The 23,032-nt window shown below is 49.0% G+C and carries 21 protein-coding genes and 1 riboswitch; of the genes, 10 read left to right on the forward strand and 11 right to left on the reverse strand.

Annotated elements, in window-relative coordinates; all coding sequences use genetic code 11:
- Positions 1-105: 105 nt before the first annotated feature.
- Positions 106-516 carry a DUF1636 domain-containing protein gene (locus OXH18_RS19935; RefSeq protein ID WP_268609216.1) on the reverse strand — a complete coding sequence of 137 codons (411 nt, stop codon included), beginning with the start codon at positions 514-516 and terminating at the stop codon, positions 106-108.
- A gap of 442 nt (positions 517-958) precedes the next feature.
- Positions 959-1,130: riboswitch (cobalamin riboswitch) on the reverse strand.
- A 311-nt stretch (positions 1,131-1,441) separates the two neighbouring features.
- On the reverse strand, positions 1,442-1,585 hold the full coding sequence (locus OXH18_RS19940; protein WP_268609217.1) for a chlorophyll a/b-binding protein: 144 nt from the start codon (positions 1,583-1,585) through the stop codon (positions 1,442-1,444).
- 350 nt (positions 1,586-1,935) lie between these two features.
- Between OXH18_RS19940 and OXH18_RS19945 the strand changes: the two genes are divergently transcribed.
- The 4 genes from OXH18_RS19945 to OXH18_RS19960 all read left to right on the forward strand — a co-directional run bounded on the left by OXH18_RS19945 (position 1,936) and on the right by OXH18_RS19960 (position 5,529).
- The gene (locus OXH18_RS19945) at positions 1,936-3,075 is read left to right on the forward strand and encodes a hypothetical protein (protein ID WP_268609218.1); all 1,140 of its coding nucleotides are present in this window, start codon (positions 1,936-1,938) and stop codon (positions 3,073-3,075) included.
- Between the two features lie 35 nt (positions 3,076-3,110).
- Complete coding sequence (locus tag OXH18_RS19950; RefSeq protein ID WP_315874766.1) at positions 3,111-4,193, forward strand: threonine aldolase family protein; 1,083 nt, start codon at positions 3,111-3,113, stop codon at positions 4,191-4,193.
- Between the two features lie 84 nt (positions 4,194-4,277).
- Positions 4,278-4,628 (forward strand): DUF4870 domain-containing protein, encoded by a 351-nt coding sequence (locus OXH18_RS19955; protein WP_268609220.1) that lies wholly within the window; start codon positions 4,278-4,280, stop codon positions 4,626-4,628.
- Between the two features lie 703 nt (positions 4,629-5,331).
- The gene (locus tag OXH18_RS19960; RefSeq protein WP_268609221.1) at positions 5,332-5,529 is read left to right on the forward strand and encodes a hypothetical protein; all 198 of its coding nucleotides are present in this window, start codon (positions 5,332-5,334) and stop codon (positions 5,527-5,529) included.
- A gap of 192 nt (positions 5,530-5,721) precedes the next feature.
- Here the strand turns inward: OXH18_RS19960 and OXH18_RS19965 are convergent, their stop codons facing one another.
- Both OXH18_RS19965 and OXH18_RS19970 read right to left on the reverse strand, forming a co-directional pair.
- Positions 5,722-7,296 (reverse strand): serine hydrolase, encoded by a 1,575-nt coding sequence (locus OXH18_RS19965; protein ID WP_268609222.1) that lies wholly within the window; start codon positions 7,294-7,296, stop codon positions 5,722-5,724.
- A gap of 316 nt (positions 7,297-7,612) precedes the next feature.
- Complete coding sequence (locus OXH18_RS19970; RefSeq protein ID WP_268609223.1) at positions 7,613-8,431, reverse strand: RNA methyltransferase; 819 nt, start codon at positions 8,429-8,431, stop codon at positions 7,613-7,615.
- 208 nt (positions 8,432-8,639) lie between these two features.
- Here OXH18_RS19970 and OXH18_RS19975 point away from each other — a divergent pair, with 208 nt between their 5' ends.
- Both OXH18_RS19975 and OXH18_RS19980 read left to right on the forward strand, forming a co-directional pair.
- On the forward strand, positions 8,640-9,353 hold the full coding sequence (locus OXH18_RS19975; protein ID WP_268609224.1) for a response regulator: 714 nt from the start codon (positions 8,640-8,642) through the stop codon (positions 9,351-9,353).
- A gap of 400 nt (positions 9,354-9,753) precedes the next feature.
- Positions 9,754-9,954 carry a hypothetical protein gene (locus OXH18_RS19980; protein WP_268609225.1) on the forward strand — a complete coding sequence of 67 codons (201 nt, stop codon included), beginning with the start codon at positions 9,754-9,756 and terminating at the stop codon, positions 9,952-9,954.
- A gap of 191 nt (positions 9,955-10,145) precedes the next feature.
- On the opposite strand, the gene OXH18_RS19985 is transcribed toward OXH18_RS19980, so the two are convergent.
- Positions 10,146-11,336, reverse strand: coding sequence for an aminotransferase class V-fold PLP-dependent enzyme (locus tag OXH18_RS19985; RefSeq protein ID WP_268609226.1), 1,191 nt, complete (start codon positions 11,334-11,336; stop codon positions 10,146-10,148).
- A 351-nt stretch (positions 11,337-11,687) separates the two neighbouring features.
- Here OXH18_RS19985 and OXH18_RS19990 point away from each other — a divergent pair, with 351 nt between their 5' ends.
- The 4 genes from OXH18_RS19990 (at position 11,688) to OXH18_RS20005 (ending at position 16,661) form a co-directional block, all read left to right on the forward strand.
- Positions 11,688-13,211: a TM0106 family RecB-like putative nuclease gene (locus tag OXH18_RS19990; protein WP_268609227.1), complete on the forward strand. Its 1,524-nt coding sequence runs from the start codon at positions 11,688-11,690 to the stop codon at positions 13,209-13,211.
- A 308-nt stretch (positions 13,212-13,519) separates the two neighbouring features.
- Positions 13,520-14,164 (forward strand): DUF3318 domain-containing protein, encoded by a 645-nt coding sequence (locus tag OXH18_RS19995; protein WP_268609228.1) that lies wholly within the window; start codon positions 13,520-13,522, stop codon positions 14,162-14,164.
- Positions 14,165-14,265: 101 nt separating this feature from the next.
- Positions 14,266-15,294 carry an o-succinylbenzoate synthase gene (locus OXH18_RS20000; protein WP_268609229.1) on the forward strand — a complete coding sequence of 343 codons (1,029 nt, stop codon included), beginning with the start codon at positions 14,266-14,268 and terminating at the stop codon, positions 15,292-15,294.
- Positions 15,258-16,661, forward strand: coding sequence for a 2-succinylbenzoate--CoA ligase (locus OXH18_RS20005; RefSeq protein ID WP_268609230.1), 1,404 nt, complete (start codon positions 15,258-15,260; stop codon positions 16,659-16,661). The genes OXH18_RS20000 and OXH18_RS20005 overlap by 37 nt, the downstream gene beginning before the upstream one ends.
- Here the strand turns inward: OXH18_RS20005 and rsgA are convergent.
- The 6 genes from rsgA to grpE all read right to left on the reverse strand — a co-directional run bounded on the left by rsgA (position 16,658) and on the right by grpE (position 22,888).
- Positions 16,658-17,926 carry a small ribosomal subunit biogenesis GTPase RsgA gene (rsgA, locus tag OXH18_RS20010; protein ID WP_268609231.1) on the reverse strand — a complete coding sequence of 423 codons (1,269 nt, stop codon included), beginning with the start codon at positions 17,924-17,926 and terminating at the stop codon, positions 16,658-16,660. The genes OXH18_RS20005 and rsgA overlap by 4 nt on opposite strands.
- Before the next feature lie 78 nt (positions 17,927-18,004).
- Entirely contained in the window at positions 18,005-18,232 is a 228-nt protein-coding gene (locus tag OXH18_RS20015) for a sulfurtransferase TusA family protein (RefSeq protein WP_315874609.1), read from the reverse strand.
- A complete protein-coding gene (dnaJ, locus tag OXH18_RS20020; protein ID WP_268609232.1) occupies positions 18,229-19,359 on the reverse strand; it encodes a molecular chaperone DnaJ in 1,131 nt (376 codons plus the stop codon). The genes OXH18_RS20015 and dnaJ overlap by 4 nt, the downstream gene beginning before the upstream one ends.
- A gap of 44 nt (positions 19,360-19,403) precedes the next feature.
- On the reverse strand, positions 19,404-19,547 hold the full coding sequence (locus OXH18_RS20025) for a hypothetical protein (protein WP_268609233.1): 144 nt from the start codon (positions 19,545-19,547) through the stop codon (positions 19,404-19,406).
- A 44-nt stretch (positions 19,548-19,591) separates the two neighbouring features.
- Positions 19,592-21,559, reverse strand: coding sequence for a molecular chaperone DnaK (dnaK, locus tag OXH18_RS20030; RefSeq protein ID WP_268609234.1), 1,968 nt, complete (start codon positions 21,557-21,559; stop codon positions 19,592-19,594).
- 549 nt (positions 21,560-22,108) lie between these two features.
- Complete coding sequence (gene grpE / locus OXH18_RS20035) at positions 22,109-22,888, reverse strand: nucleotide exchange factor GrpE (RefSeq protein ID WP_268609235.1); 780 nt, start codon at positions 22,886-22,888, stop codon at positions 22,109-22,111.
- Positions 22,889-23,032: the final 144 nt, after the last annotated feature.

Consider the following 23,032-nt stretch of genomic DNA (forward strand, 5'->3'; position numbering starts at 1 on the left):
TAAAAATTTCCCTAGCTTATGCAATGCAGCTAGGTGTCTTGGTAAAGTGTTCGGTATAGTGAATCTGTTCGACTGGGGTCGATTGAAGTCGCTTGGTAGTTGACTTTAATTGGACTGACTCAATGCGCTGATTTCAACAGGTGAAGGGGGTAGAACCACGAGTAGATTGTTCCGAATTAAGGCAGGACGCTCTTTGTAAGGAACATGTCCGGTAGGGTGAAACAGGTATTGCTGACTAAATTGCAATAAATCCGCAACTGATCGTCCCGGAGAAAGATTGCTTAAAATAAAGGTCAGCTTATTAGCAGCGGCAAACGCTACCATGCAAGAGCGGCTACACGATCCCATGCATCGCACAGGTTGCAGACGCATCACGTTACCGTCAGCGGTTTCTAGGTTTTGTGTTTTAAGTTCTTGCTGAAGCCGATCGAACAAGTCCTGTCCTCCAGCGTTAGCCGTTGAGTTGTCTTTAGAAGAACGGCAAAGCGTACAAACAAATAGTGTGTGTTGAGTCATTGGTGAACCAGATGTTGATCAATTAGTTGGTACACAACGAATAGTAACCGTTGGTCATCAGGGTTGAGTAAAGAGTGAACTTCCATTCTGCTGTTATCTATCTTGCTTGCATCTTCTGTACAAGTAATTGCACTGTTTCAATCGCGTTTAATTGCGCAACTTTTTGTGACAATCGTCGATTTCTAAAAACATCTCACTAATGTCACTTATCGATATCAACTGTGATCATTAGGCAAATGGAAGCAGCAAGCCAGAAAAGTTATTCCCAAGCCTCAAAAAATCAGTCACCTCATCAACGTGCTGATTTTATACAACTATCCTGAAACTCAATCGAATTACCTGAAGCTAAAACCCGATCGCTCCTGAATTAGACAGACTTCTAACTCTGATTTTTAGTACAATTCTTAGTACAAAATTAAGCATCACCCGTGCCTCGCAGATGAAAAACATCAACCAATTGGCGGGCATCCTGACTCAGAAGCATATAGTTTGAAAATACGATTCAAACATTTTATTCTTCATCACAGTTGCGGGACAGCGCCGGACTTACACCAGACTTTCCCCCTTGCGTCTGATGGCTGTTTCCCATCAGAACCAATTGCTACCTGATACTAACATGCCCTTGATAAACTAATAGACAAACCATAAAAGTTGACCAAAGGTTAAACCAATCAAGACACTAAACACTTGAAACACTTGTTAATATTAAAACTCGTTTTCGCTGTTAGGTTGCGCAGTATAGCGACCCCTCCCAACCTCCCCTCGTTAACGGGAGGAGCCGCAGGCAGTGGGGTGAATTTCATGCAGCACAAATTCGATGCAGCATGAAAAAATAGAGTTAATAATTAGAAACGCGAAAAAAGGGGTGCTGCCCTTCTGCACCCCCGGTTGAATCATGCACTAAATTCAATCACTGTTGTAACGATTACATTAAGCCAAGCTGGGAAAGAATTCCTTGACCGGTGATGAATTCAGTCGCTAAACCGATTGCAAAACCCAGCATAGCTAAGCGGCCATTCCAAGTTTCAGCAAACCGTGTAAAACCGAACTTTGGCTCTTGCGTTTCCATAGTGCTTAAACCTCGCTTGAGATCAACCTTGTGTAACTAAATTTTACATAAATTCAAAAAAGGTTGCAAGTTGCTCGCTTGCCATATTTTGTGAACTTTTCGCTTGAAGCCCCCTGTTGCACAGTTCAGCCTGACGAAAAAATGCCAATTGTTCGTCTGCTGGGCGATCGGGCACTAAGTGATGGTTGAAATCGTCTGTCACCTAGTCCGAATTATGTGATTTGGATCACGTCAAGGAGCACTAATTTTTTCTGGCTCTTAAATCTAGCGCAACTGGTTGTGGCAAGACATTGCCCAGTGTCACTAAACAAAACTCCTCGTTGATTTGGTGCTTGATTGGGATAACACCTATGGTTCGTATAGTTCGACTCTTCAAATTAACCGCTGGTTATCAAACAACCAAAATGGCAGCCCTTACTGTCATGCTAATGTTGGGTGTGCTTCACACTGAATTAAGTTTGGCGACAGAACGGCTACAGCCCATGCCATCGCTCGCGTCAACCTCCAGAATTCGTCAGTCCCATACTTCGTGCGACCGGTTGCCCCATCACCTTGCTAACCGAGTTCGCCGCGACTTGGCCCGTCAGTTACAAATTCCACGTCGGCGATTAAGCATTGTTGATTATCGTCGGCAAGTATGGTCGGATGGGTGTTTAGAGTTGGCGACTCCTGGCGAATTTTGTACCCAAGCGATCGTTCCGGGTTGGCGAATTGAACTGACAGACGGCACGCAAAGATGGGTCTATCACGCCGACGAAACAGGGCAAACGCTGCGATTGCAGTCTCACTCAACAACAACCGATGAAACCATGCTGCCAGATACAGTAGCCGATCGCATCCTGAAAGTGGCTGCCCAAGAGTCTGGTTTGTCTGTGGCAGAGCTTAAACTCGTGGAGGCCCAACCTCGCCTATGGGATGGATGTTTGGGAATGGCGCCTCCAAATGGGGTTTGTACGCAGATTGCCATCGATGGCTGGCAGGCGATCGTGACTAGCCCAACGGAAAGCTGGGTCTATCACAGTGATGGTACTGGGTCAGATGTGCGCTTCAATGCCACAGCTAGCCCCATAACTGGTGCGATCGGTCTCTCGTTTATTCCGGCTGAAGAACTGTTTTATCCCGGCAACAACGTTGTGTTTCAAATGACGACCAAGGACGGGCTTTCGGGAACAGCCAGTAAAATGCTGCTGTTGGAAAATGGGCAAGTAGTACAGTTTGTCGAGGAGCAAGGAGTGGAGACTGTGACTGAACTGGCTCGACTTTCTCCGCGACAAGTGCAAGTGTTTGATCAGCAATTACAACAGTATAGTTTTAGCCATTTCAACGGTCTTTACTATGGCTCACCTATAGCCGATACTCGGACAATTACAGTGATGGGCAGAGGTGGTACGGTCCGATACGCTGATACGGCGATCGATCAGTTACCATCAGCGTTACAGCGTGTCATCCAAGCTTGGGAGCAACTGATTGCAGCAAATCTGCCTGAATGATGCGATGAACTTTTGTTTCTACGCTTACCGTCATGATGAATGCTAATTTAGAGCAATTTGCCAGTGATAACTACTCTGGCATGTGTCCAGAAGTGTTGGAGTATATGCTGCAAGCGAATCAAGGTCATGCTCCAGCCTATGGCAACGACAGTTGGACTCAGAAAGCCGCTGATTTGTTTCGAGAATTGTTTGAAACAGATTGCGAAGTTTTCTTTGTCTTTAATGGAACGGCTGCCAATTCTCTATCGTTAGCGGCTTTGTGCCAGTCCTATCACAGCGTCATTTGTCATGAAATGGCCCATATTGAAACCGATGAGTGCGGCGCACCGGAGTTTGCTTCTAATGGCTCTAAATTGCTGCTAGGAAAAGGACAAAACGGCAAGCTCACGGCTGAGGCAATCGAAACGATCGTCACTAAACGCAATGATATCCACTATCCTAAACCCAAGGTCATCAGCCTAACGCAGGCAACAGAAGTCGGTACGTTGTATACGATCGATGAACTATTGGCAATTCATGAGATTGCTCAAAAACACCACCTGCGAATTCACATGGATGGGGCCCGCTTTGCCAATGCGGTGGTCGCTATGAATAAAACTCCGGCTGAATTGACCTGGAAGAGTGGCGTGGATGTGTTGTGTTTTTGCGGCACGAAAAACGGCATGGCAATGGGCGAGGCAATTATTTTCTTTAATCGGCAACTAGCAGAGGATTTTGACTACCGCTGTAAGCAAGCCGGACAACTGGCTTCAAAAATGCGCTTCATTTCGGCTCCATGGCTGGGACTACTGGAAACCGGAGCATGGTTTCGCAATGCCAGTCATGCGAATCAATGTGCAGCCTATTTGGAAAATCAGCTATTGACGATCGAGGGCATTGAACTCATGTTTCCTCGCCAAGCCAATGCTGTCTTTATTAAGCTGCCAGAATCTGTGATTCAAGCACTGTATACCAAGGGGTGGCAATTCTACACATTCATTGGGGCAGAAGGAGTGCGACTGATGTGTTCTTGGAACTCCACCCAGGAGAGAATCGATCAACTGGTGGCAGACATTCGCGAGCAACTGGAAAGCACTCAATTGCGATCGGTTCGGCAAACCCTCACATCGGGACAGTAACCTTCCCTATTCAAACGTAAAGGCAAAACGGTAGGATGTAGCTGTATTCCATTTGCAAACAAAATAAGTGCATCAGGAGGACAGATGCAATCGTCTGATACGGACAAGCGTAAGTTATTATCAGCCGCTGCCCACGGTTCTATTTTTATTAGCGCCTTGGTGGCTTCGATCGGCATTCCCATTGCTATTTTGTTTGTTTCAGAAGATGGGGTTGTCAAGGAAAATGCCAAAGAGGCCATCAACTTTCATATTAATGTTTGGGTGTATGGAGCCATTATTGCAGCCCTCTCCTTCCTAACGTTGGGGCTACTTGGTTTCATCCTTGGTCCAATTTGGTTTCTGTATCATTGGGGCTTGTCGCTTTGGGGTGTGTTTCATTGCCTCAATAACCCTGATCAACCATTCCGCTATCCCTTTATCTTTCGATTGGTGTAGCGTCTGACTCGTTCATCTGGCGGATTTGTTGAATAGACCTTCATTCGGCATTGCAGTGCAAACGTCTTTCGCCGACTCTGGTAAACCAATTAGCGGGCGGGTTGAGATTTGTCTGTCAACCAAAGTTTCAACCAAAGTTTGATAGCGTTTGGGTAGTTTTAAATAGCAGATACTGGCTCACTAAGATATCTTTGCCCCCTCATCTCCCGACTCCTGCTCCTAGATAGGGCAACGGAGAGTCGAAATGATTGAGGGTTTTTTTTAACGTCCTTCTCCTGCTCGGAGAGAGGGGAATCGAGGTTTGTCAGTTGGTCAGCGATCAGATAGTCGCCGATTGTGTAATACGTAATATAAATGGCGAAGTACTTCTCGAGTAGGACAACTTGAAGCCACAGATGATTGTCATTTAGATTGGCTTTGAACCGAGTTGCAAAACGGGCGATCGCAACTTAAAAAACCGCTGCACCCTAGCCATTGAGACGACTTCGTTGCGCAAAATCAGTGCACTAGATCATATTTATTTTGAGCAAGAATTACCCTGAAAATTAGCGTTCAACCAACGCTTCGATCGTCATGCAAATTAACAAAATATATTTGGATTTAAAGATAGGATGAATTCAAATAGAAGAATTCAAGAATAATTATTTTTATTTTTTCAATACTTTCTAATTTTGAAATGTTCATTGAATGCAGAGGGGAAATTATGATTACGTCAGATATCTACAACATTGAAGTCAAGCCGGATACTCGGAACCACAAAGGCTTTTTCGTTCGAGATACTCTTTACACACTGGTAGGGATTGAACAGTCAGGATGGGCACTAATTTGTCAGGACAAAACCACCTGCCACTATGTTGACCCCGATTGCTTGCAGGAGGTGGATACTGCGCTAAGCGAATAATAATTCGGTGAATAAACTAAGTTTTGAAAACTAAGTCGATCGATTGCAAAGTTGATTGCTCAAACAATCCTAGCGTTGTGAAATCGCTGATGCGACTTGGTTTTCCTCTGTCTTGTAAAGGAAAACTATCAAGCGGTTGCGCCAAGCCATTCTAGTAATGATGAAGATCATTACAGGTTGTCCCACATCGCCCTAGCGCGTCACCTCATTGCTGTTTGTTGGATTTGGAGCAGGAGGATTTGTACTGGGAGACAGGGCTGGATCGGGGGATGGTGGTAGGTTGGCAGGACTAGTGTGAATGGAGCTATTCACCGGGCTGCTGATGGTCTGATTCAAGTACTCGTAAGCAGCAGCGCTGATTTGATACACCAATTCATAGGCACGAGCATCATTGTGAGGACGTTTCACCATGACGCTAATGGCGTAGCGCCGACCGTTGGGCATGTCTACTAAACCCGCATCACCTGCCAGCGACCCAATATCTCCAGTTTTATGGGCGATCGACGCGCCATCCCCCAGTCCGGCTGGCAACAGCGAATTGTTGACTGTCTGCTCCATAATATTCAGCAGCCGATCGCGCGATTTCATTGAAACCAATTCTCCTTCGCTGACGCGGGCAATTAAATTCGACAGTTCTTTTGGTGAAAGCGTATTCGTTCCTTCTAAATCCGGCAACAGGTTATGGAGGACAGTTTGTTGTAAGCCCCATTCTTGAAAGCGCTGATTCAATACACGGATGCCGCCCAACCGCCGAATCAGCATATTGGTGGCTGTATTGTCACTAATAACGATCATATTGATCGCCGTTTCCAAGGCTGAATATTGGGTCCCTACTCCGGCAAACTGCATATCTCCCGATCCGCTGGCTAGGTCACCTTCTTGAAGCGTTAGCATTTCATCCAGACGAATTTTCCCAGCGTCAACCTCTTGAAAGAAAGCAACCAAAATTGGGACTTTGATCATACTGGCGGCGGCGAAAGTTTGATCTCCGTTGAGGCTAAAGTAGTCTCCTGAATCGAGATCCACCACAAACACACCAGGGGTCAAATCTGGCAAATCGCGGGTCAGGGCGGCGACTTTAATGCCCAGTCCGTCCATTTCACGACCCAACTCTAACCGCGATAAATACTCAGACTGACTAGTGGCTCCAACAAGCTGAACGTCTGTAGCTGTCTGCAAGTTGTCGGCAGCCGCTTGGCTAATTTGTCCTGATTGACTAGACGGATTTGAGATAGAAAGCACTGTTCCGACGATCGCCCACACCCCCACACCCAATATGACCAAGCGCATTCCTTGAGTAAAGGCCGCCAGCGAAAACGAACGGCGTGCGGTAGCATTGGCTGTTTGATGAGGTTTCCTACTGCGAGGAGCCAGAGCAATATTTCCCTTACCCGACTGGCGATCGCCGCGACCGCTTGGTCTGCTTCTGATGCGCTGAACTCGGCGGGGTAACGCCTGACCCTGATGAGAAACGCGAGGATTGGAGATAGGCGGCATTGCCGCAGAATGTATTCCGTCCAATGGAACAACACGATCGTAGGGTGCCTGTGTAGACAAGGGCGGTGGTTGAATCCGTTGCGACGGTTTCTCCGGCATCAGAATTCGCTCTCGCCGCGGCTGATGGGGGTCGCGTCTGGGATTGCGCCTGGGTTGAGTTGTGCGTTCACCCAGTGATATCAACCCTAGCAACAGCCGACTCAGCCCAGAGCGCGGCGCGGCTCTGCGTGAACCAGATGGACGGGATGGCGGTTGATGGGAAGACGCCAAGGGACGGGGCGATGAATACCGCGGCCTTGTAACCTGGTTGCCTGATTCCAGCACAGACACTACCTCGTAATAAAAAACTGGGTGTACGCATGGTTGAATAAACTGCCGCACGGTTGATCAAAATCACCTAAAGCCCGCAAAATCAGCTTTTAAGTTGTGCTGGCAAATTATTCCCTTGAAAGTTATCTAAAAATCGATCGCTTGGCCTACTTCGTTGCTAATTTTTAACCATTCGTTTCATGAGAGCAAGAGCAAGGGGCAGGGGCGGGAGTCGGGAGTCGGGAACAGCTTATCTACTTAGCTACGCAGCTACTTTCTATTTATCCTGATATCTTTGCTCTTCATCCTTTTTCCTGCTCTCGCTTTTTCTAATCGCCCACTCTACTTGGCTCAAGATGCCGCGCAACAAAGCCATTTCGGTGGGTGAAGGATAAGCCCGATTCAGCAATTGCCGAAACTTTTCCATGCGGCTGGCGACGGTGTGTGGATACAAGTAACCAATGGTTAACAACAGGGATTCAAGGTGCTGATAGAAACCTTCCAGCACATCTAGGGAGGCTAGGTTAGTGGTAGATGGGGCCAAGGACGCAGAAGGAACGATCGTCTTTTCTGTGATTGTCCTGTCTGTTTCAGTCAGATTCTCACGAGTGGCCGATAGATGCAATTCATAGCAACAGATGGCAACAGCCTGCGCCAAGTTGAGAGAAGTATAGTCTGGGCTGGTGGGAATGTAAACCAATCGCTGAGCATAGTTTAATTCTTCGTTGGTTAAGCCTCGATCTTCGCGTCCAAACAGGAGTGCCGCCGGGACAGGACTGGCTGTAATCAGCCAGGATAACGCGCTGCTTGGTGGCTCTAGCGGCAGATTCAGTGTTGTGTGGCGGCGTCCGGTAGTGGCAATGGCTCGCTGACAGCCGTGTAAGGCATCGGGTAAAGTGGGCACAATTTGAGCCGCTTCCAGCACATCGATGGCATGAACGGCCATTTGTCGAGCCTCTGAACTGAAGCGATCGCATTGTGGATTGACCAACACAAGCTGATGGAGTCCCATATTCTTCATGACACGGGCCACCGAGCCAACATTCAACGGCCCGGCTGGTTCGACCAAGACAATCTTCACATCGGCCAATGCCATTACCGCTTCGTTCCTTTGCTACTGCTCAAGGAGTAAGCCTTTCTAAAGGGCTTTGGCTACCCTCAATGCAAGCAATGCCCCAATTGCAGATCATGTCTAATACTACAGGCAGATGTATTTAGAGGTTGTATCTTCAATAATCTAAAGCTAGCGTACTATTGTTACGCCTACATGTATAACCTATAGCGAGTATTGTTGATTATTGGCGATGGGCGAAATAAATGTTGCTCTAATTGAAGATCATGATTTGACGCGGGTTGGTTTAAGAACCGCATTGCAGCGTCAAGAGGGCATTCAGGTGGTGGGCGAGGCTGCAAACGCCACGCAAGGGTTGAAGCTGCTGGAATCGGCTAAACCCGATGTGGCGATCGTGGACATTGGCTTGCCAGATATGGATGGCATTCAGTTAACTCGACAGTTTCGGCAATTTCAGGCTGAACATGAAGACTGTCCCACCAAAGTTTTGATTTTGACCATGCACGACAGCGAAGATTCGGTACTCGCTGCGTTTGCAGCCGGTGCAGATTCCTATTGCATGAAAGATATCAGCATCGATCGGCTACGAGAAGCCTTGCAAGCCACCCATGAGGGCAACTCCTGGATTGATCCCGCCATTGCCAGTATTGTGCTCCGGCAAGTGCGAGTGCCGTCTAAATCTCAGTCAATAGAGTCAAAAACCGTTGCCATTCAGGGCGTTGAGCCAGAATATGAGCAGTTAATTGAAACGGCTCCGTTAACCGAACGAGAGTTGGAAGTGCTGGAGTTGATTGTGGCAGGGTGCAGTAACGCGGCAATTGCAGAGAAGCTATACATCACAGTGGGTACGGTTAAAACTCATGTTCGCAACATTCTCAACAAGCTGTGTGCCGATGACCGAACCCAAGCAGCCGTTTTGGCGCTGCGATCGGGATTAATTGGATAGAAGCCTGCTTCTATTCCTTCATTGCAACTCCACTGAAGCGAGGTGGTATCAATCTTGATCGCCCTCTCCTTGCCCTCATCAAAAATTCCTGACAAAAAATGACCCGATACGCTTGTGCAGACCGATCGAGTTGGTTTATGCTATGGCGATGCTGGTTCTTTCGCAGGACGAGAGGAACGGCTGAACGGCTCAAGGTACTGGCGCTGATTAGGGAAGGTGACGCAACCCTAACCAGCTAACCTAACTTCCTGTATCCACCAGGAGGCTAGGCTGTGTTGATTGTAGACCAGGTGTCTGCGATCGGCACACCTTGCTGATGCATGGTTGGGTGACACCCATGCCTTGGGCCGTTCTTAACCCAATAGAAAACATCAGCAAGGAAACGAAGAGGAATACCACCATGACTGGAGAATGGAATCGCGAATTGCCCGTTCAGGAAAGCGATCGGGTACAGATTTGGATTATCGGAACACGCGACCAAGTGATACATCAGATCAATGAGTTCTATGTGCGCAAGATTGCCACCGACCGAGTGCAGTTTACGCCGATCGTTCCGGCTCCGTTTGCCACAGGCAAGTACATGACCGTGCTGGTGCGGTAGAACGGAACGATGAGTCGATAGGATGATGGAGTGCCTTTCTGTCATCCTCCTTGGTTGACTGACCATTCTTTGCCCCTCATCTCTCAATTCCTTCTCCCACATAAGGCGAAGGGACTTCAACCCTAAAACCCTGGATCGAACGTCCCTCACCTGCTCTGGCTCTGCTTTTGGATATTCAAGCGGCTTACATCTCATCCAACAAGCGATCGAATTAATTTGACTAAGCGATCAATCTCAGACTCTAGCGTAAAGTAGTGCACACAAGCACGGATACAAGGTGGATCAAGAATGGTTCGCAAGAGAAACCCGTGCTGTTCGAGTTCATTGACCAATTCCTGGTGCTTGCCATTGGTCAGTTGAAACGAAACTAGTCCTGCGTCCGGTGGAGCGGTGCGCAAACAGGTCAGTTGTGGAAGTTGGCATAGTTCTTGCCAAAGATAGCGACTTAATTCACGAATGTGATGATATCGAGCAGCGGCTGGCCCCCACTGGTGATGCACGGCGATCGCCGCCTGAAGTCCACCAAACAGTGCATAATCTGATGTCGCCACTTCATAGCGTTTAGCATCCGGTTCATAGCCAGTTGGATGTCCCCACTCATTCTTGGTGACGCTGCGCCAACCCAAAAACGTAGGACGTAAATCTACCATTGCCTCGGGACGCACATATAGCCCCCCAATTCCTGCTGGCCCGCACCACCATTTGTGTCCTGTGAAGGCGTAGAAGTCAACCTCCAATTCTGCTAAATCCAGCGGCAGCACTCCTACCGACTGAGCAGCATCTACTAATAATCGCACTGGGACTTCGGCGCTATGGGCATGACAAACCTGGGCGATTGATTGGAGCGGCAAAACTTGACCTGTATTCCACAAAATATGACTGAGCACCACCAATCGAGTTGTGGGGCACAAATGCGCTTGAATGACCGCAATCGGATCTCCCTGGTTTAAGGTCTCCATTAAGGGACATTGGCTGACTTCCACCCCAAATCGATGCTGAATTTCATTGGCGGCGGCCACAATGCCCGGATGCTCACAATCTGATAGCAGTAGGTGATCGCCCGATCGCCAATCAATCCCCCAAAGCGCAATATTACAACCCACCGAAACATTTTCCGTCAATGCAATGGTGGAGGCTGCCACTCCCAGTTCTGCGGCAATGGCCTCGCGGGTGCGTTTGGCTTCAAGATTAATCCAGCGATTCACCTCCGTGGAAAACGGGCCCGATCGCTGAATATATTCATGCATTTGAGTAATGGCAATCATTGCACCTTGGGGCATGGGCCCCTGTCCTCCATAGTTGAAGTAGGCTTTCTCACTAAGGGCAGGAAATTGTTGCCGATATTGATTGAGTAACGCCAAGTTAGAAGCAGTTTGGGTCATGGGGATAGGCAGCTAGATGGGCACTATATTGCAATAAAACAGGGCAATGTTTGAAAACAAATGAGATTCACCAGTAGAATAAGGATACAAAAGTACATCCCGACTGTGTGGGATTTGCCATGAAAAGCCGACGGCGACGTGTGACTTCTTTCAATCAATCGCCAAAGCTAGCAGGCGCAACTACCTGCTTCATGGTGCTGGGTGCCGATCGACCGCCTGCATGGATTTTTCTTCTGTCTCTCTTCTGTCTCCTTTCTGCCTCATCCTTCCCTATGGAGGACTTTGTCCGTTAGCCCTCACCGGCCGAACTTGACGGAGGCTGAGGGCGACCAACCAGCCTCCCTGCTTTTAATGCCTGGAAATGCACGGCTTTGGTTTCCTGTGCTGCCAGAGGGACACGCGAGCAATTTGTGGGTAACTGATACCATCTTGTTCAATTATCAGCGTTGTCGCCGTCGCGCTTACCTCGATGCGTTTGGCGATCGCCAACATTGTGATTCGCCCAATGACTATCTGTTGAAGTTACGTCAAGATAGCCTAGCTCACCAATCTTTGATTGTAGGTGAAGAACCGGCCTATCGCCCCGATTATCCTAAACAAGATTGGCAGGCCGGTGCGGCTGCAACGATGTCTTTGATGCAGCAAGGCGTCGATCGGATTGTGCAAGGCGTGTTGTATGTTCAACTTGAAAACGGACTGCGATTAGTCAGTTGCCCAGATTTGTTGATCAAGCAACCCGGATACTCTGTGTTGGGCGACTGGACCTATGTGCCAATGGATATTCGTTTGGGCAAACGTCCCAAGGTTGATTATCAAATTGCCGCCACGTTTCATGCCTATGTGTTGACTTGGGTTCAGGATGCTTGGCCAGACGTAAGTTGGTTAATGCTGCGCCAACGCGGAGCCTATGCCGTCAACTTGGTGGAAATGCTGCCGCGAATGCAAGAGATTTTACAAGATTGTGTTGATACATTGCTGCACGAGCAAGAACCCGAATTATTTATTGCTCACAACCGCTGTGATCTTTGCCATTGGCTAAGCCATTGCTACGAACTGGCCCAATCTAATCGCCACCTGTCGCTGTTACCGGGTGTCACGCCGAGTCGCTATGCTTTTCTCAAAGAATTGGGGTTGTTGACGCTCGAAGATCTAGCCACCTGTAATCCTAAAGTTTTAGCACCGCTACCAGGATTTGGCCCCCATGTGGCCCACCGGCTAATTCGTCAAGCACAAGCAACGCTACAGCAGTGTGCTTTGCCTGATGATGGAGGGATGATCGAGTCCTCGACTCCGCTATTATCGACCGCAGAACTGCCAACTGCACCGATCGAACTATATTTTGATATTGAATCGGCTCCAGAACAAAACCTGATCTATTTGCATGGAGTGCTCGTTATCGATCGCCAATCTCAAAGCGAAACGTTTCATGCACTGCTAGCCGAGAACCATTCCGAAGAACGCTTGATTTGGGAACAACTGCTGAATTTGTTTTGGCGCTACCCCACCGCCCCCATTTTTCACTTCTGCCCCTATGAAGTGCAAACCGTGAAGCGCTTGGCAGAGCACTATCGGACCCCGAGTGATTTGATTGAACCGTTGATGTCTCGCTTTGTTGATATTCACGAACGAGTCACTCGCGTTGCCATCTTGCCTGTTGAAAGCTATGCCCTGAAACCGATCGCCCGCTGGGTGGGGTTCGATTGGCGCGATCCAGACGCCAACGGGGCCCAATCCATCTGTTGGTATGCACAGTGGATGGGCACAGGCGATCGTCGCCACCTAGATGCCATTTTGCGCTACAACGAAGATGATTGCCGCGCCACCTATTGGGTGAAAAACTGGCTGGTGGAATTTTGTCAGAGACAACGAAAGTAGGCATGGCTGCATCGAGTTCTGCCTCTAACAGACTCCCCTCCCCCTAGCCTCCCAACTGAGCAAGGGACTTCCGATCTGGCTCCGCTTCTTCTTTTCTGGGAGCAGGGGCTGGGGGATGAGAGGGGCGGAATACAAGGTCAAAGATGGCATCAAATATGGCCGGGTTAATATCAATTGCCTTATCATCCCAACCCCCAACCCTCAATCCCTAAACTAAGATAGAAGAAGGCACGGCAAAGACCGCTATACTGCTCTAAAAGAGTTTTAATTTGTTTTAATTTTAAATCTAAACCTTCCCGTACCAGACCATGACCTCATACGCGACTTCCACTGCTCGATCGGACTTGAGCGAGTTACGACGACTAAAGACGCTATTGCCACCTGAGCTAAAAAGTTGGGTGACGATCGAAGCCTCTACGGCGATCAATCCTCCTCTGATTACCAGTGAAGAAATTGGCAAAGATCAGGTAGAGGTTCAGGTAGACCTTGCTAAGTGGGATCAGTTTGCGCTCGATCAACGCAACCTGTTGTTCTGGCATGAGGTGGCCCGCATTCAAAATGACACAATTCCCAAAGATGGCTGGGAGATGGCGGCACTAGCGATCGGCTTAGGCGGGGCTGTGGGTGAATTGTGGGTTCAAGATGGATTGCTACTGCTGTTGGCGCTGGCGTTGTGCGGTGTGTCGGGATGGCGGCTATATCAGCGAAACAATGGCGAAAAGACCCTGCAAGAAGCAATCCAGGCCGATGAAAAGGCGATCTCTCTGGCAACTCGGTTTGGCTATACGTTGCCGAATGCTTACAAGAGTTTGGGAAGTGCGCTGAAGGTGCTAATTGAACAAACACCGAAGAAAAAACAGCGCCGTCGGTTTGAAGCTCGGTTAGATGCCTTGAAAAAGAGTGCCTCTAAGGCTAAAACTCAAGCGAAATCGGCTCGCCCTGAAGTTTATTGATTAATCACGTTGCGTTTCAAATTTTGACTAGCAAGGCAGGCCGATCGCCTGCTTTTTTGTGGATAACATTCTTTGCAAACTGGCTTGGGACCTGGTTGTTTGTGAACCACTATTGGTTTGAGTATCGCCCCTATGATCGTCCTTTCAAGCAACCTTTGCACACCCATCATGGTTGGTGGTCTAATCGTCAAGGTATTATTTTGCGGTTAACCAGTGCAAATGGGCAGGTTGGTTGGGGAGAAATCGCGCCGATCGCTTGGTTTGGGACAGAAACACTGGCGCAAGCGTTAGCGTTTTGTCGATCGCTGCCTAGCAAACTTGCCGCTGCTGCTATTGAGCATATTCCTGCTTCGTTGCCTGCCTGTCGGTTTGGGTTCGAGTCTGCATTGGAAATGATGCAGATTTCGACTACTTCTATCACATTTGCTAGCCCTTCACCACATCAATTAGGCGCTGTCCACAATAGCTATCTTCTGCCCACCGGAGAGGCGGCCTTGCACGCATGGCAACCGCTTGTCACCGCAGGAGTCAACACCTTCAAGTGGAAAATTGGTGTAGCCAATCTCGAAGACGAGTTACAAATCTTTAATCACCTGATGCAGAAATTGCCTGCTGACGTGCGGCTGCGATTAGATGCAAACGGGGGGCTAGATTATTATCAAGCCTATCAATGGTTACAGACTTGCGATCGGCTGTCTGGACACACAGCAACGGTGGAATTTCTTGAACAACCCCTTTCCAAGCATCAACTGAAAGAGATGTTGCAATTGGCTGAGCGAGTTCAAACCCCGATCGCGCTGGACGAATCGGTTGCTACCTTCGAGCAACTAGAAGCCTGCTACACTCAAGGCTGGCGAGGGATGTTTGTGATTAAACCCGCCCTTATCGGTTCTCCCCAACAACTTCGCAACTTCTGTCAACAGTATTGCCTCGATTTGGTCTGGTCATCTGCCTTGGAAACGCCGATCGCGCAGTACTTCATCCAACACGTCCTGATTCCTTCAATTCCCGTGGTTCAACATCGGGCGATCGGATTTGGTGTCGATCAGTGGTTCAATGATGCTTGGACAACTGAAGGAAATTTTGAACAGCTATGGCAGAGCCTTTCGCTCACTGGCACGATCGAGTGAACCAAGATTGGTTAGTTGGTATAGACAAACAACAGGGGCAGGATTGGATAGAAATTCGGCTGCACGAGATTTGGCTGTATCAGACACGATCGCGTCAGTTGCCTACGATTCTTTTAGTTGAGGCAGATCCAGAGCGGTTTCTGGCTGGTTTTGTGGCGGCTTGCTCGGCAGGGTGTCCGTTGGTGCTGGGTGCGGCCGATTGGGGGGCGGCGGAACGGCGGCAAGCCTTGCAACAGATTCAACCAGATTTAATCTGGGGTTGGGATACGGCTCTTCACAATCTTGAGCCTGAAAGCAAACATCTATCCGTCGATCGCCGGTTGCAACCAGGCTGGATTTTGATTCCCACAGGTGGTTCCTCTGGACAGATACGCTTTGCCATTCATACCTGGACTACCTTGACGGCCTCTGTGCAAGGGTTTCAGCAGTATTTCCAAGTGAAATCCATTCATTCGTGTTGCGTGTTGCCGCTTTATCATGTCAGCGGTCTGATGCAATTTATCCGATCGTTCCTGTCAGGTGGAACCTTTGCCCTGCTGCCAACCAAGGCGATCGACGTGGCCATGAATGGGCTAGATCCAGCAGATTTTTTTCTGTCGCTGGTTCCCACACAACTACAACGGTTGCTGCACCGATCGAATTCATCTGGTGCGATCGCTTGGCTGCGGAGGTTCCGTACCGTACTACTGGGAGGAGCACCCGCCTGGCCAGAGTTATTGGAGACGGCCAGAAACCAGCAGATTCGCCTGGCTCCTACCTATGGCATGACCGAAACCGCCTCACAAGTAGCTACCTTGAAACCAGACGAGTTTTTGCAAGGAAAAACTGGCTGTGGACTGGTGTTGCCGCACGCTCAGATTAGGATTCTGGATGGCATGGGACGATCGCTGCAACCGCTGCAACCGGGGACGATCGCCATTCAAACGACCTCGCTGATGCTAGGCTATCATCCGGGCAATGGCACCGTTGACACGCTGATAACCGATGATGTGGGGTTTTTCGATCGGGATGGTTATTTGCATATCGTCGGACGCAATAGCCACAAAATTATTACAGGTGGCGAAAACGTGTTTCCGGCTGAAGTCGAGGCAGCGATTCGATCGACGCAGTTGGTTCGCGATGTGTGCGTGTTGGGGCTACCCGATCCAGATTGGGGCGAGGTAGTGACAGCCGTGTATGTGCCTACGTCCGACGACGTGACAATCGCGGACCTGCAAACGGCTATTGAAGCTGAGTTAGGTAAGGTGAAACGCCCCAAACGCTGGCTGAAGTTAGCACAGTTACCGCGCAGCGGACAAGGCAAGGTCAATTATGCACAGCTTAAACAACTATGCTTAAATAACCACGCCAGACAACCATCTCGCTAGCTGAGTCTGTCTTCATCGATATCTTCTTCATCTGTATCCATCTCATTATTTATCTCAGAATACAAATCCTGTAACTGTTGCTTCTGCTTACGGCGCGATGGACGGCGATATTTTTTGGTCGCCAATTTGGGTTCGGTTTGCAATTGCCCGTCACCTCGAATTTTAACTTTTGTGGTTGATTCTGCATCCCGGGTTTGATCGATCGCCTCTTGCCGTACCAATACTTCGTCTAGAAACATTAGGTAGTAGTCATAGCGTTCCCAGTCGCCTCGCACCGCACAATTGGGTTCATCGCGATGCAGACAATCGCCAAATTGACACCTTGCCGTGGCTAAGCGCTGACGAGCTTCTGGAAAATAGTAGGCTAGCTCAGCCGGAGCACAATCTAAATCGGGTTGGTTAAAGCCGGGGGTATCTGCCAACAGTCCGCCCGTCGGCAGTTGAAATAGTTCAACATGGCGAGTGGTATGCCGACCGCGACCCAACTTGCCAGAGACTGCTCCTACGCGCAAATCAGCCTTGGGAATAAGGCGATTAATCAAGCTGGATTTCCCCACTCCCGATGGCCCCGATACCACTGTCGTTTGTTGATTTAGTCGGGCTGGTACGGTTTCTAATCCGGTTTCATCCAGTAAGCTAATTAGCAGCGGTTCATAGCCCCATGTTCTCAATCGATCGCACCACTGCTGCGCATCCTCTAGCGGCACTAGATCCCGTTTACTGAGGCAGAGACAGATGGCTAATCCAGTCGATTCGGCTTTGACTAAAAATCGGCTAAGTTGACACGGATCAAGCATGGGTTCTGCTAGGGCAAACACCAGCAAAATTTGATCAACGTTGGCAATGGGCGGCCGATCAAGCTGAGTTTTTCGAGGAAAAACCTGCGCAATAGCGCCACGTCCACCTGCCCAGTCTGGATCTTCAATTTCTACCCGATCGCCTACCATCACCTGCTGACCAATTTTTTTTAAGCGGGTGCGACGGGTACAAAGCAAGTGAGTAGTAGGGATTGGGGATTGGGAAGTAGCGGTCAGGAAGGTGGAAGAGGGGCGATCGGGGGGCTGTGTCTGATCTAGCTGTACCCAGTAAAAATTGGCTTGCACTGCTAATACTGTGCCCAATATCCGTGATGAGTCTACTAATTCCGAGGGCTGAGCGTTAAGCTCTGGGGAAACTGATGAGCTAGTAAAGATAGCCTGAGAAGGCGCAACCGTCTGCTTCTCTTCGGCAGAGACATCGAACGAATCGATAAACTCAGCACTCATAGCCTACTCATACACATTCACTCAACAGTTCCCTTCTCACGACATCAAAATAGATAAAGATAATAGATAAAGATAGAATTAGGGACGACGAACCAGCAAGGCAAAGAAATCCGATCGGTCTTCAAGTTGTTCGATCGTATATCCTTCCATTTTTAAGCTGTCTGGAACTTGTTCGATTGGTTCTCCTGGATCAAGCCATACTTCTAGCACTGACCCAGGAGCCATGCGGTCTAGCCGGAGTTTTGTCCGCACAAAGTTCAGCGGGCAAGGTGTACCCCGTAAATCGAGTTGGGCATCAGACATCATCCCCGAAATAGCCCTCCTAAAAAGCCTTCAATGCCACCGCTTTTGCTGAGCCGATCGCCGCGAATTTTTACCAGTTTTTCCAGCAGTTCTTTCTCTTCATGGGTAACGCGGGTGGGGATATCTACCTGAACTGTCAGCAGATGATCACCACGGCTGGCTGAATTGCCCAAACGGGGCACACCATGGTTTTCTAGTGTTAACACCGTATTAGGCTGGGTTCCCGGCGCGATCGTTACCTCTACCGGGCCATCAACGGTTTTGACTTCAATCCGATCGCCCAAAATTGCTTGCAGGTAGCTAATCTTAATCTCTGAAAGAATATTAATGCCATCACGCTGAAACTCGGCATCCTCGTTGACGAACAAGTAGACATACAAGTCACCGTGTGGGCCGCCTCGTTGTCCGGCATCACCCTCCCCTGACACCCGTAAGCGGGTTCCATTGTCTACCCCAGCCGGGATAGTAATCTTCAGCTTCTTGGCTTCTTGCTTTTGTCCACTGCCGCCACAAACATCACATTTATCTTCAATTACCTGACCATTGCCATTACAGGTAGGACAGGTAGAAACTTGGGTAAAGCTGCCAAACGGCGTTCGAGTGGCGCGGCGCACTTGACCGGCTCCATTACAGGTTGAACACATGCGGGGCTGCGTACCTGGCTTTGCCCCAGAACCACTACAGTTAGTGCAGGTTTCCAGATGACTAATCCGGATTTCCTTTTCGCCGCCAAACACAGCTTCTCGGAAATCTAGCTTTAGATCTAATCGTAAGTCATCTCCGCGGACGGGCCCTGTGCGACGACGAGTAGCTTGTTGCCCACCCATGCCGCCAAAGCCACTAAAAAAGCTTTCAAAGATATCGGCAAAGCCGCCCATATCAAAGTCTGAATATCCTGCACCAGCCCCAGAGCTAACACCTGCTTCGCCGAAGCGATCGTAGCGAGCTTTCATCTCTGGATCGGAGAGAATTTCGTAAGCTCGGTTGATTTCTTTAAAGCGCTCCTCAGCCCCGGGGTCTTTGTTAACGTCCGGATGATATTTGCGGGCCAGCCGTCGATATGCGCGTTTGAGTTCCTCCTTGTCTGCGCTACGTGAGACGCCGAGGATTTCGTAATAATCACCTGCCATAAGAGCGCTGCTTCAAGGGTAACGAGAGTTGGGCGGAAGATAAGCTAGAAAAACAAGCTCAAAGTCATCGTAGCCGATCGCTGAACGTTTCCGGCTACTTGTTTCCATCCTAAACCAATCAACCAACTTGGAGGATCGGTTTCCTCACCAAGCAATTGGTTAGATTTTAGCGTTGAAACCGGTCGCATCAAGCTATACACCTTAGAAATTGCTCACCATCGGGCAAATTGTTCTAGTCAACGGCTTCGTACTCGGCAGTGATTGTTTCATCGGTGACGAAATCTGCTTCCAACGTCTCGGTGGCATAGGGCATCGGCTCGGTCTCTTGCCATGGCATGGCGGCGGTAGGAACCGTGGGGCTGGTATAAATCGGATCGTGACTCCTATCTTGTGCTTTTTGATACATTGATTCACCCATCAAGAACAGTAATTGTTGCAGGGATTCGATGTGTTGCCGTAGGGATTCAGGGGTGATTGATCGATTGATCAGAGCCGCCTTCAGTTCGGTAGCACGTTGGGCGGATTGTTCCTTCAGTCCATCCTGGATGAAATGGGCGTTATCGCGGAGAGTAGATTCGTAGCTGTAGAGCAGGGTATCGGCTTGATTGCGTAAGGTGACTAATTGCTTACGCTGTTCGTCTTCATCAGCGTACAGTTCGGCTTCTTGGCGCATTCGTTCTACTTCCGCCTCGCTTAATCCGCCCGTGTTAGAGATTTGGATGCTTTGCTCTCGACCAGTTCCCTTATCACGAGCCGCTACTTTCAAGATGCCGTTCGCGTCAATTTCAAACGAGACTTCGATTTGCGGCACTCCTCTAGGGGCCGGCGGAATGCCGGTCAGTTGAAACTTGCCCAGACTCTTGTTATCTTTGGCCATCGCTCGTTCCCCCTGCAAGACATGAATTTCTACGGAAGTTTGCCCGTCAGTGGCGGTTGAAAAGGTTTGTGTCTTGCTAGTGGGAATCGTGGTATTACGTTCAATAATCTTGGTAAACACCTCACCCAAGGTTTCAATGCCCAACGACAGCGGTGTCACATCCAGCAGCAGCAGGTCTTTCACTTCTCCGCCCAATACGCCTGCTTGAATGGCAGCCCCCAATGCCACAGCTTCATCGGGATTGACCGATCGATCGGGCAATTTTCCCTTGAAAAAAGTCTTGATTGCGTCCTGGACGGCTGGAATGCGAGTCGAACCGCCCACCAGAATAATTCGATCAATCTGGTCAGGAGTTAAATTGGAGTCTGCCAACGCCTGAGCAACCGGATCGATGGTGGCTTGAACCAAATGATTGGTTAAATCCTCTAGCTTGGCCCGTGTTAGTTCTACTTCTAAATGCTTGGGCCCGGTTTCATCGGCAGTAATGAACGGCAGATTGATGGACGTACTTAACATCGTGGACAGTTCGATCTTGGCCTTTTCTGCCGCTTCCCGCAGCCGCTGAAGCGCCATCTTATCGGCAGCAAGGTCGATGCCATCTCGCTCTCGAAAATTATCGATTAGCCACCGCACCAGCACGTTATCAAAATCATCCCCACCCAGATGATTGTTGCCAGAGGTGGCTTTAACTTCAAAGACCCCTTCGCCTAATTGCAGAATCGAAACATCAAACGTACCGCCGCCTAGGTCAAATACCAGAATTCTTTGATCGTGATCTTGCTTTTCCAAGCCGTAGGAGAGAGCCGCCGCCGTGGGTTCATTGATAATGCGTAGAACTTCTAAGCCCGCGATCGTTCCGGCATCTTTGGTGGCTTGGCGCTGGGCATCGGTGAAGTAAGCAGGAACGGTGATAACGGCTTGAGTCACTGACTCACCTAGGTAGGCTTCTGCATCCTGCTTTAATTTTTGCAGAATCATGGCAGAAATTTCTTGAGGCGTATACAGGCGGCCGCGAATTTGGACATCCACTGTGTCGTCTTTGCCTTTGGTGCAGTTATAAGGCACTCGATCGCGTTCATCTTCGGTATCATGCCAACGGCGACCGATAAACCGCTTAATGCTATAGACGGTATTTTCCGCATTAGTGACAGCTTGGCGTTTAGCTAATTGCCCAACTAACCGTTCTCCGGTTTTGCCAAACCCCACAATACTGGGAGTAGTTCTGCCACCTTCAGAGTTAGCAATGACAACGGGTTTGCCTCCCTCTAGTACAGCAACACAGCTATTTGTTGTCCCCAAATCGATGCCAATAACTTTTCCCATAATTCGCCGGTTGTGATGAACACGATGCAAGCTAATGAGCACACGCCTGCGGCTAAAGCCTTATTGGCGTTGCTGAACAAGAAGTATGATTCTCGTGCTGGAGTTGCTTGCAGCACTCTCCCTAGCCCTCTGCCAAAGCAGAGGAAGAGTCCTAGTTTCCTTCTCCCTCGGGAGAAGGGTTGGGGATGCGGGCAATTCCTATCTGCGTTCAGCAACGCCCTGAAGCCTTATTTTCTAGCTCAGTATTCCGCAATTACCTAAGAATGCGATCAACTTGGTTCAAAATGTTTTGCGTCTCTGGGGTGATGGCAGAAATAGCCACGGAAAGACAATCCAACGCCGTAGACGCTCCAGAACAAGCTCCAGAAAATAGGCAGCGAGCACAAGAAAGGGGCTTCATCGTTCTGCTATGGCTATAGGGTATGGCTGTAGAGTTTGGTCAGAAATAGATGCCGACTTAAAAAATCCCCAGCGTTCAACAGCCAGGGATTGACGATGTACATTTATTGGCACAACTTAATTAGTGCAAATTATTGGCACAAATGAGGGCTAATTCATTGATTGCTCTTCTTCAGGTGACCCGCTGTATTCAGGGGCGGCAGCTACTTTAACCATTGCGTGACGCAATACTAAATCGCCTAGCACATAGCCTCGTCGCAGTTCTTCAACGACCGTTCCTTCAGGGTACTGATCAGTTTCTTCGCGCATCACTGCTTCATGTAAGCTGGGGTCAAACGGTTCCCCTTCGGCTCGCATCGGCGCAACTCCAATTTTTTTCAACCGATCGACGAAATCTTTGTAAATGCCTTGATAGCTGCTATTGATGTTCTTCTCTGCGTCTGTTTGAACTTTAATTTGCGATCGGGCGCGCTCGAAGTTATCTACCACAGGTAGTAGTTCTTTAATCGTCGAACATTTGACCTTCTGCTCTTGTTCCTCTATTTCTTTTTGAGTTCGCTTGCGATAGTTTTCAAAATCGGCCGCTAGACGCATATATTGATTGTTTCGTTCTTCTAGTTGCGCCTTAAGTGCCTCTACCCGCTGATCTAGTTCTTCAACTTTGGCCCGCAGTTCCGAATCTTGTTCAACAGACGGTACTGCCTCAACCGTAACAGACGGCTCTGGGCTAAGATCAAACGGCTCCACTTCTGGCTCTAGGGTTGATTCGGTGGGTGGAACGGTCGGTTCACCGATCGACTGGTCTTGATTCACTTCGGCCTCATTGGATAGGTTTGGTTCAACAGACATTGGCTCACTTCCCAATTGCTCTACAGTTTCCGATTCAGCCACTGCCCCTTGAGCATTCTCCTGCTGTTTCTCTTCGTCCATAACTCAACTATTCTGCCCTACTTTCTAACATCCCAATCATACAAACATGCGTTCAATGACGTGAGGATTCTAGAATGGTTTTGATTGCTCACCATCCGGAGTGCTGTGAGGTTAAAACAGACTCCAACTTACCCTCAATCTTAT

The organism is Thermocoleostomius sinensis A174 (genome assembly GCF_026802175.1).
GTDB classification, from domain to species: domain Bacteria; phylum Cyanobacteriota; class Cyanobacteriia; order Elainellales; family Elainellaceae; genus Thermocoleostomius; species Thermocoleostomius sinensis.

Bases quoted from the DNA above. Each gene is read 5' to 3' on its own strand.
- dnaK (WP_268609234.1), bottom strand. From the start codon at position 21,559: ATGGGAAAAGTTATTGGCATCGATTTGGGGACAACAAATAGCTGTGTT.
- OXH18_RS19990 (WP_268609227.1), top strand. From the start codon at position 11,688: ATGCCTGGAAATGCACGGCTTTGGTTTCCTGTGCTGCCAGAGGGACAC.
- OXH18_RS19945 (WP_268609218.1), top strand. From the start codon at position 1,936: ATGGTTCGTATAGTTCGACTCTTCAAATTAACCGCTGGTTATCAAACA.
- rsgA (WP_268609231.1), bottom strand. From the start codon at position 17,926: ATGAGTGCTGAGTTTATCGATTCGTTCGATGTCTCTGCCGAAGAGAAG.
- OXH18_RS19970 (WP_268609223.1), bottom strand. From the start codon at position 8,431: ATGGCATTGGCCGATGTGAAGATTGTCTTGGTCGAACCAGCCGGGCCG.
- OXH18_RS20015 (WP_315874609.1), bottom strand. From the start codon at position 18,232: ATGATGTCTGATGCCCAACTCGATTTACGGGGTACACCTTGCCCGCTG.
- OXH18_RS19980 (WP_268609225.1), top strand. From the start codon at position 9,754: ATGACTGGAGAATGGAATCGCGAATTGCCCGTTCAGGAAAGCGATCGG.
- OXH18_RS20005 (WP_268609230.1), top strand. From the start codon at position 15,258: ATGGCAGAGCCTTTCGCTCACTGGCACGATCGAGTGAACCAAGATTGG.
- OXH18_RS19995 (WP_268609228.1), top strand. From the start codon at position 13,520: ATGACCTCATACGCGACTTCCACTGCTCGATCGGACTTGAGCGAGTTA.
- OXH18_RS20025 (WP_268609233.1), bottom strand. From the start codon at position 19,547: ATGCGACCGGTTTCAACGCTAAAATCTAACCAATTGCTTGGTGAGGAA.
- dnaJ (WP_268609232.1), bottom strand. From the start codon at position 19,359: ATGGCAGGTGATTATTACGAAATCCTCGGCGTCTCACGTAGCGCAGAC.
- OXH18_RS19960 (WP_268609221.1), top strand. From the start codon at position 5,332: ATGATTACGTCAGATATCTACAACATTGAAGTCAAGCCGGATACTCGG.
- OXH18_RS19940 (WP_268609217.1), bottom strand. From the start codon at position 1,585: ATGGAAACGCAAGAGCCAAAGTTCGGTTTTACACGGTTTGCTGAAACT.
- grpE (WP_268609235.1), bottom strand. From the start codon at position 22,888: ATGGACGAAGAGAAACAGCAGGAGAATGCTCAAGGGGCAGTGGCTGAA.
- OXH18_RS19950 (WP_315874766.1), top strand. From the start codon at position 3,111: ATGAATGCTAATTTAGAGCAATTTGCCAGTGATAACTACTCTGGCATG.
- OXH18_RS19985 (WP_268609226.1), bottom strand. From the start codon at position 11,336: ATGACCCAAACTGCTTCTAACTTGGCGTTACTCAATCAATATCGGCAA.
- OXH18_RS19955 (WP_268609220.1), top strand. From the start codon at position 4,278: ATGCAATCGTCTGATACGGACAAGCGTAAGTTATTATCAGCCGCTGCC.
- OXH18_RS19975 (WP_268609224.1), top strand. From the start codon at position 8,640: ATGGGCGAAATAAATGTTGCTCTAATTGAAGATCATGATTTGACGCGG.
- OXH18_RS19935 (WP_268609216.1), bottom strand. From the start codon at position 516: ATGACTCAACACACACTATTTGTTTGTACGCTTTGCCGTTCTTCTAAA.